The organism is Psychrobacter sp. AOP31-B2-9 (genome assembly GCF_052378005.1).
Classification (GTDB): Bacteria; Pseudomonadota; Gammaproteobacteria; order Pseudomonadales; family Moraxellaceae; genus Psychrobacter.
This window is the reverse complement of sequence record NZ_JBQSXG010000134.1, coordinates 1-7,961: the sequence shown is the minus strand read 5'-3', so window position 1 is coordinate 7,961 and position 7,961 is coordinate 1. Positions and strand designations below refer to the sequence as shown.

Here is a 7,961-nt window from a genome sequence, read left to right as displayed (position 1 = left end):
TATTTATAAACAATTATGAGCATGACGATAACCTACTTTACAAGTACTGCTTGTGATCTTACTGGCTACTCGTTTGCTGATTGCCTATATTTTACTGACTAACTCAGGATTTATCGTGTTTTTCCTGTTAGTGCTGTTTAGTGTTCTTGTCATTGACATCAATCACTTAACAGCCATTACTTCTTTATCTGGATCTATCTGGTTTATAAGTTAAGTATCGTCAGTCCTAAATAAACGAGATACAAATATGACTTTGCGATACTGGCATACATTTTCCTCGCTTGCTGTGCCTGTGCAGACAGAGGCTAAGCAAATAGAGGTACAGCAAACAAAAACTAAGAAAAATGCACCCAGTATTGGTTTTGCAGTGGCTCAACTATGATGACTGCTTATCGGCTTTCGCTTTACTACTGATTTTTATACAGATCAATGTAAGGGCTTGATGATGGCTGCTCACCTGTTGTGCCTTCTTCTGTGACTATAACGGGTGTTGCCTCGGTGCTGGTTGAATAACTGGCAGCGGACTCATTAGAGCTCACTGAGTTAGAACTAGTTGAATTAGAGCTGACTGGACTTGGGTTAGCAGCAGCAACTCCTTTTACGGCTGGTGCTGAAGCTGTATCTGCCAAAGTGCTATCAGACATAATATCGTCTTCGCTTATCTGTACGCCACTATCATCGACGACTGTTGTCAATAATACCAACTCTGTCACACCAACCGTCGTGTTGGCAATATCAATGAGATTACTCTGTTGAGTCGGTGTCATGCGTCCCATGATATAAACCACGCCGTTATCGCTCACCGCTTTAATCTGTGAAGTACTAACACCGTTACTAGCGACCACTTTCGCCAGCAGTTTTGAGGTGATATAACCGTCCTGCACGGTGGAGCTGTAACCTTTTGAGGCACTCACGTTTAACTCGTTATAAACGCGACGCACATCAGGCATAGAACTGACGACTTTTTCTATCTCTGTTTTGATGGCTTCAGTAGGCACTTCACCTGTCAGCAACACTTCACTATTAAAGCTATCAATGCTCATGCGGCTGGTTTGTTGCAGGTCTTCTTGTAATCCATAAACGTTTATTTTGGCGGTATGCTCGATACTCCGATCCAGCAGGCGTTGCGGAATAGTACGCTCTGTCATCGGTACACCATAGGTACCCTCTGTACTATTGGTCAAATAGTTAGTAGTACAGCCAGTGGTGATGATACTAGCCATTAGCATCGTGCCAATGGTAATACGGCGTGATGAACCAAAAATAGCAGTGCGCAAATGCATCCGTGTCATGAGTTACCTCTTAAAACATAATTGTGACGATGATAGAAGGTTAGCTAATGGTATTGTTTTAGCTGTTGTAAATCTAGCTGTTATAAGCTTAGCTACTTTACTTAATTTTTGCTGAAGGAAGTTAGGTTTTTGGTAACGCAAGCTTGATACCAAGCATTATGTGATCCCAAAAAATAAAAAATCTATAAACGATTACCACGCACTGGCAATAAACGCCCCTTGTAGCCAGTCCGGTTGATTGTCTGTCATGTCGCTTTTTATACCGCTTTTCTGTGTGTTTTTATCAACCGTATTATAGGCGATGACATCGAACCGACATTCATAGTCACTAAACTCAGGATGCTGTTGCAAGAAGTAGCGAGCAGCTTTAATCACTTTACGTTGTTTGCTCGCCGTCACACTCAGCGCGGCATCACCAAATCCTGACTGTTTACGTTGCCGTACTTCGATGAATACCAGCGTTGACCATGCCCGCCCTGTTTCCATCATGACTAAATCTAGCTCACCTACTTTTGGCTGTTGCCAATTCTGTGCAATCAGTCTTAATCCTTGCGCCTGTAAAAACTCACACGCATGCTGTTCAAACTGGACGCCTTGACGTTGTTTTGGTGAAATAAGAGTCAGAGGTTTATGCTGCACCATGATGTCGATTTCTCTGGTTAACATTGCAGAATTATCATAGCACATCATGCTAAACTAACCACTTTCGCACGCCTAGCGATATCATCGATAGATATTTAAACGCTCACTATTTAACTGAAAAATAAATAGACGATGACTATATGGGAACTGTGCCTTATTCTTTTTAATGACCCGAGGTTTTCATGTCTACCCCTACCGCGATGCCAGCTTGTCTATACATCGTTGCCACGCCAATTGGTAATCTCAGCGACATGACGCCGCATGCAATTGATGTCTTAAAGCAGGTCGCAATCATCGCCTGCGAAGATACCCGCACCTCAGGCAAGCTATTGTCACATTTCGGTATTGATACCAAAGGCAGTACTGCAGACGATACGGATACCACCGAAAAGCAAAAAGGTCACAATAAACTGTGGGCCTATCATGAGCACAATAGCGCCATTCAAACACCGAAAATCATTGAGATGATTGAACAAGGTCACTCGGTTGCTTTGATCAGCGATGCTGGCACGCCACTAGTCAGTGACCCAGGTTATCAGTTGGTACAAGCAGCACATGCTGCTGGTGTTACCGTATCACCTATCGTTGGCGTATCCGCTGCTATTGCGGCTCTGTCAGTCGCAGGACTGCCCTCAGACCGCTTTAGTTTTATTGGTTTTTTACCTGCAAAAACACATGGTCGCCAAAAACATCTGGCTGCTTTAAACTCACGTACCGAAACGCTAATATTTTATGAAGCACCGCATCGTATTCTTGCCAGCTTAGAAGATATGGCAGCGATATTTGGGGCAGATCGCGAGGTCGCGTTTTGCCGTGAATTGACCAAAACATTTGAGACAGTACGCAAGAGTACACTTGGCGATTTGGTTGAGTTTGTCAAAGCAGATGACAATCAACAGCGCGGTGAGATAGTCGTAGTCGTCGCTGGTGTAGACGTCACACAAGATGCCGATGACATCAGTGTTCACGATAAATTATTACAGCGTCTGTTGGAGGATTTATCCGTCAAAAAGGCAGCCACATTAGCCGCTGATATTACCGGTGTAAAAAAGAATGCGCTGTATCAACGACTACTTGAACTGCAATCGGAATAAATATCTAGAGACATCCTTATTTAAAAAATATGCGTTTATAAATCAATTTAGGAGAAGTAAGCAATGTACGATGTAATGGCGATAGGTAATGCGTTAGTTGATCACGAATATGTGCTGTCTGACGCAGCACTAGAAGAGACGGATCTGACTAAAGGTCATATGACACTGGCTGGTATCGAAGAGCAACAACAACTACTTGCATACTTCAAACTTGCTAATATTGACCCATCAAAGCAAGCTGGTGGCGGCTCAGCAGCTAATGCGATGTATACTTTCGCTAGCCTAGGTGGCAAGCCTTTTTATGCTTGCCGTGTTGGTGATGACCACCAAGGCAGTTTTTACCTAAAGGACTTGCTAGAAGCTGGCGTAACAACTTCAGAAAAATCTATTCATGCTGGCGGCGTGACTGGCTCCTGTGTGGTCGCGGTCACTGAAGATGGCGAACGTACCATGCAGACCTATCTCGGCACCTCAAGCGACATCACTGCTGATAATGTTGAGTTTGAGGCACTGACACAAGCAGATTGGCTATATATAGAAGGCTATTTAGCCATGTCTGAGAGCATCCAACCAGCAATGACCCGGTTACGTCAACAAGCCGGTATTCATAATACAAAGATTGCAGTAAGCTTTGCTGATCCTGCAGTAGTCCAGTTTGCCAAAGACGGCTTGCTCAATATGCTGGGTAACAAAGTTGCGGTGATATTTTGTAATAGTGAGGAAGCTAAGTTGTTTACGGAAAAGAAACAAATTAAAGCGGCAACACGTGCCCTGCTTGACTATTGTCACACAGCGGTTGTGACTGATGGCCCTAATGGGGCAACTATCGCTCATAAGCCCGATGACAAATCAGAGATTGAAATCTATGAAGTCGCCACGCCTGCTGTCGCCAATGTCATCGATACCAATGGCGCAGGTGATAACTACTCAGGTGCATTTTTATATGCCTTATCACAGCATTATAGCTTGCCAGAATGCGGACGACTTGCTGGAGCAGTGGCAGCACAAGTGATACAACAGTTTGGACCGCGCCTCGTCTCACAAGATTATAAAGATATTGCGCAGCGTGTACTATCTGCTTAGTGATTAAACCAATAACTGATGAGATGGCCTAGCATTTATTTTACGAAAAAGCCCATATCGAATTCGATATGGGCTTTTTATTTACTCTATTTAAATGACTATCAATTGAGTTGAGGACACGCCCTAAGCTAAAGCCAAAGCTTGCTCTAAATCTGCTTTGATATCTTCGATATGTTCGATACCAATCGACAGTCGTACCATATCAGTACTCACGCCAGCATTGGCAAGTTCTTGCTCATTCAACTGGCGATGGGTCGTGGTCGCTGGGTGACAAGCCAACGATTTGGCATCACCAATATTAACCAAACGCGTAATCAACTGCAGTGCATCGATAAAGCGAGCGCCAGCTTCTAGCCCGCCTTTAACACCAAAGGTTAAGATAGCAGAAGGAGTACCCTTCATATACTTCTTAGCAAGCGCATGCTCAGGATGATCAGGCAATCCTGCATATTTCACCCAAGCCACTTTCTCATGATCTCGTAGGTATTCAGCAACTGCTTTCGCGTTCTGCACATGGCGCTCCATACGTAAACTCAATGTCTCCATACCCTGCAAAATACCAAACGCATTTAGCGGGCTAAGCGCTGCGCCAGTATTGCGTAGCGGTGCCACACGAGCACGAGCGATAAACGCTGCTGCACCCACATCCTTAACAAAGTTTACGCCATGATAGCTTTGATCTGGCGTGTTCAATAATGGGAAGCGCTCAGGATGGTCGCCCCAAGGAAATTTGCCACTATCGACAATCGCGCCACCAATCGAAGTACCTGTACCACTCATATACTTGGTCAATGAATGAATGACAATATCCGCACCAAACTCAAACGGACGACATAGCGCAGGCGTCGCAACCGTACTATCAATCACGACTGGCACACCATATTCGTGCGCAATGTCACTTAACGCCTGAATATCGACAATATTACCCAGTGGATTACCAATACTCTCAGCAAAGACCATTTTAGTCTTATCATCGATTAAATCACGGATCGCTTCAGGATCTTTATGGTCGAAGAAGCGTACTTCGATACCTTGACGCGGCAACGCATGAGCAAATAAATTATAAGTACCACCATATAGGGTCGATACCGCCACGATATTATCACCCGCTTCACAGATGGTTTGAATCGCATAAGTAATGGCGGCCATACCAGATGCCACAGCAAGCGCACCGATGCCGCCTTCCAGTGCTGCGACGCGCTCTTCTAATACAGCATTGGTCGGGTTCATGATACGAGTATAGATATTGCCCGCGACTTTTAGATCAAATAAATCCGCACCATGCTGAGTATTATCAAAAGCGTACGAGCTAGTATGATAGATAGGTACTGCAACTGCTTTGGTCGTAGGCTCAACACTATAACCGGCATGAATTGCCAAGGTTTCAAGACGTGGGGTATTGGTTGGTTGTCCGTCACTCATACTATTCTCCTACATATTCGTTTATGATTAAGTAAATACTTTATAATTAAAAAGTCTATGTCAAAATATCCATTGCTAAATACTTATCGCTCAATGCTCATTGCTAAATGAGAGGCATAAAAAAAGCTGAGTTAATCATAACTCAACTTCTTTCTAAAAAAAACAACCAATCACTTATCGTATAGGCATTTATCGTACATGCATGTATTGTTCAGAAACTTATTGTACAGTCACTTATGACACAACCATAAAAGCTCATTAACAATAAAGCTCGTCAGTGTCCTCGTACACTAATCTGGCTTGCTTTTATTTATAATAAGCGTTTTCAGTACGAGTATGGTCAGTATCATCAACCACTTGCGTTAATTCTGGAATTTGCTGTTTCAGCTGCACTTCAACACCCTGACGCAATGTCATGTCAACGGCTGAGCACCCTTGGCAACCACCGCCGAATTTTAATACTGCAGTCAAGCCAATGCCTTCTTCCTCAATCAGCTCAAGCAGTTGTACATCACCACCATGCGCGGCCAAGCCAGGGTTAATCTCTGACTGTAATACATAGTTGATGCGCTCTTCCACACTAGCATCAGCGCCTACTTTTGGCACTTTAGAATTTGGGGCACGGAAAGTCAGCTGACCACCGAAACGGTCTTTATTATAATCAATAACCGCATCTTCTAGATAAGGTACTGACGCCGCTTCGATAAATGCAGAAAAGCTTTCATAGGTAAAACATAAATCAGCGCTGTCTTCTTCGCCTGGCTGGTTATAAGCCATGCAGCACTCTGCACGCGGTGTACCAGGATGCTCAACGAAAATACGCACACCGATACCATCTGTATCCTGTTTAGACAACAAATCTGCCAAGTAGCCTTGGGCTGATTCGGTAATGGTAATATTACTTTTTGCTTCAGCCTGATCGGTATCTAACGCTGATTCATAGTCTGCTGATGGTGCTACTTGCTCATTCTCACTCATAATACGTCCTATCCGTTATGACACAAGCGCTATATCTGTCTTGGCTGCTGTGTCGTGAATGTTAAATTTAGGTAGCTTATATAATAGGTAACTTGTATAAATTATATGGAGTATCAATCATCACAGCTAGCTTTCTATAATGCCGCACGCCGTTGTCAAAAATAGTGATACGTTTATATTAAGTATTATACCGTACTCAGGCGACAATTCCGACCGTGCTACTATGAATTAAACCATAGTAGCGACAAATGACTGCTATCGGTTTTTTCAATGGCAGGCGTGAATCCATTTTTTCAAAGCTACCTCTACTACGTACAAATAAAAAGCTTGAATATAGCAAACATAATGACTGATACATTCTCTTTTATATAAAGACAGCTGATGTAATTATCAAGTTATAACAAACCTATATGGCTCATCTTTATGATTCATCTTTGGCTCACTGCATCTAAGGCGAGTTTTGCCAACATGTTTATATTCACGGCGATTCTTTATCCCCAATTTTTTCATTTTAAGTACCACAATATGATTAATGACATACGATGATCAAAAAACGATCTTGAATTAATATTTAATTTTATATATTATAATAAGATATATTAAATGATTTCTATTATGAGAAATTACTAGGGTGTGTCTTCATGTTAAAAATGGCGATAAAAACAAGATAAATTGCCGTCAAACAAGGGTAACAGCTCGGATAATATCGAGATATTCATAAGCTATTTGATGCCGTTTGACAAGATTTGCCATTTTCGATTCATTAGATAACTATCGATTGAATTGAGGACACGCCCTAGCCCAAAACACTTGATAAGGAGCATTCCATGAGTAAATCCTTTAACGATATTACTAAACATGTTTCTAGCAATATGATGAAACTACACAAAAGCATTCCTGAAACAACTAAGGCATTTTCTCAACTGAGTGCTGCAGCAACGGCTGACGGCGTATTAGATAAAAAAACTAAGGAGCTTATTGCACTAGCCTTGGCAGTTGGCGCACGCTGCGATGCTTGTATTGGGTTTCATACCAAAGCATTAGTGCGACTTGGAGCAACTGAGGAAGAAGTGGCTGAAACACTTGGTGTATGTGTGGCCATGGGCGGCGGCCCTTCTATGATGTATGCTGCTGAAGCGGTCGCATCGTTTGAGGAATTTAGTAACAAAGACTAAGGTCTGCCTCCAGCTCAACCAACCGTTATTTAAATGAGCTTCATAAGCGTTGAAGATAAAACCTAACTGTCAATCGTTATGATTGACAGTTTTTTTGTACCTATAATTTTTGATAACTATAGCTGAGTTCAAATAATGTTGATACAAGGAAACTGAATGCAAGCTATACATTGGTATAGTTAGCGAGGATGACGATGTAGCGGATTTATATGGATTTGACTATGTGGTATAACTGAGGAATAACTTCATGCGTATACTGATTGTAATATCTTGAG

8 protein-coding genes are annotated in these 7,961 nt (G+C 42.5%); 4 read left to right on the top strand and 4 right to left on the bottom strand.

The annotated features are described in order from the left end of the window. Positions 1 to 247 precede the first annotated feature (247 nt). Positions 248 to 382 carry a hypothetical protein gene (locus ACT3SX_RS12400; protein WP_263972664.1) on the top strand — a complete coding sequence of 45 codons (135 nt, stop codon included), beginning with the start codon at positions 248 to 250 and terminating at the stop codon, positions 380 to 382. Between the two features lie 25 nt (positions 383 to 407). On the opposite strand, the gene ACT3SX_RS12395 is transcribed toward ACT3SX_RS12400, so the two are convergent. Together ACT3SX_RS12395 and ACT3SX_RS12390 are read right to left on the bottom strand one after the other, a co-directional pair. Further along, complete coding sequence (locus ACT3SX_RS12395) at positions 408 to 1,292, bottom strand: BON domain-containing protein (protein WP_192519905.1); 885 nt, start codon at positions 1,290 to 1,292, stop codon at positions 408 to 410. Between the two features lie 192 nt (positions 1,293 to 1,484). After that, the gene (locus ACT3SX_RS12390) at positions 1,485 to 1,982 is read right to left on the bottom strand and encodes a YraN family protein (protein WP_192519904.1); all 498 of its coding nucleotides are present in this window, start codon (positions 1,980 to 1,982) and stop codon (positions 1,485 to 1,487) included. Positions 1,983 to 2,116: 134 nt separating this feature from the next. On the opposite strand from ACT3SX_RS12390, the gene rsmI reads away from it, so the two are divergent. Together rsmI and ACT3SX_RS12380 are read left to right on the top strand one after the other, a co-directional pair. After that, entirely contained in the window at positions 2,117 to 3,028 is a 912-nt protein-coding gene (rsmI, locus tag ACT3SX_RS12385) for a 16S rRNA (cytidine(1402)-2'-O)-methyltransferase (protein WP_192519903.1), read from the top strand. A gap of 63 nt (positions 3,029 to 3,091) precedes the next feature. Next, on the top strand, positions 3,092 to 4,111 hold the full coding sequence (locus ACT3SX_RS12380) for an adenosine kinase (RefSeq protein ID WP_192519902.1): 1,020 nt from the start codon (positions 3,092 to 3,094) through the stop codon (positions 4,109 to 4,111). Between the two features lie 123 nt (positions 4,112 to 4,234). Here the strand turns inward: ACT3SX_RS12380 and ACT3SX_RS12375 are convergent, their stop codons facing one another. Both ACT3SX_RS12375 and nfuA read right to left on the bottom strand, forming a co-directional pair. Next, positions 4,235 to 5,533, bottom strand: coding sequence for an O-acetylhomoserine aminocarboxypropyltransferase/cysteine synthase family protein (locus tag ACT3SX_RS12375; RefSeq protein WP_192992390.1), 1,299 nt, complete (start codon positions 5,531 to 5,533; stop codon positions 4,235 to 4,237). 306 nt (positions 5,534 to 5,839) lie between these two features. Continuing rightward, the gene (gene nfuA, locus ACT3SX_RS12370; RefSeq protein WP_192519900.1) at positions 5,840 to 6,511 is read right to left on the bottom strand and encodes a Fe-S biogenesis protein NfuA; all 672 of its coding nucleotides are present in this window, start codon (positions 6,509 to 6,511) and stop codon (positions 5,840 to 5,842) included. Positions 6,512 to 7,338: 827 nt separating this feature from the next. On the opposite strand from nfuA, the gene ACT3SX_RS12365 reads away from it, so the two are divergent. Next, the gene (locus ACT3SX_RS12365; protein ID WP_192519899.1) at positions 7,339 to 7,686 is read left to right on the top strand and encodes a carboxymuconolactone decarboxylase family protein; all 348 of its coding nucleotides are present in this window, start codon (positions 7,339 to 7,341) and stop codon (positions 7,684 to 7,686) included. The last annotated feature ends 275 nt before the right edge of the window (positions 7,687 to 7,961 follow it).

What these genes read in the sequence shown, in the direction of transcription:
- ACT3SX_RS12365 (WP_192519899.1), top strand. Translation starts at nt 7,339, where the DNA reads ATGAGTAAATCCTTTAACGATATTACTAAACATGTTTCTAGCAATATG.
- ACT3SX_RS12395 (WP_192519905.1), bottom strand. Translation starts at nt 1,292, where the DNA reads ATGACACGGATGCATTTGCGCACTGCTATTTTTGGTTCATCACGCCGT.
- ACT3SX_RS12375 (WP_192992390.1), bottom strand. Translation starts at nt 5,533, where the DNA reads ATGAGTGACGGACAACCAACCAATACCCCACGTCTTGAAACCTTGGCA.
- rsmI (WP_192519903.1), top strand. Translation starts at nt 2,117, where the DNA reads ATGTCTACCCCTACCGCGATGCCAGCTTGTCTATACATCGTTGCCACG.
- ACT3SX_RS12380 (WP_192519902.1), top strand. Translation starts at nt 3,092, where the DNA reads ATGTACGATGTAATGGCGATAGGTAATGCGTTAGTTGATCACGAATAT.
- ACT3SX_RS12400 (WP_263972664.1), top strand. Translation starts at nt 248, where the DNA reads ATGACTTTGCGATACTGGCATACATTTTCCTCGCTTGCTGTGCCTGTG.
- nfuA (WP_192519900.1), bottom strand. Translation starts at nt 6,511, where the DNA reads ATGAGTGAGAATGAGCAAGTAGCACCATCAGCAGACTATGAATCAGCG.
- ACT3SX_RS12390 (WP_192519904.1), bottom strand. Translation starts at nt 1,982, where the DNA reads ATGATGTGCTATGATAATTCTGCAATGTTAACCAGAGAAATCGACATC.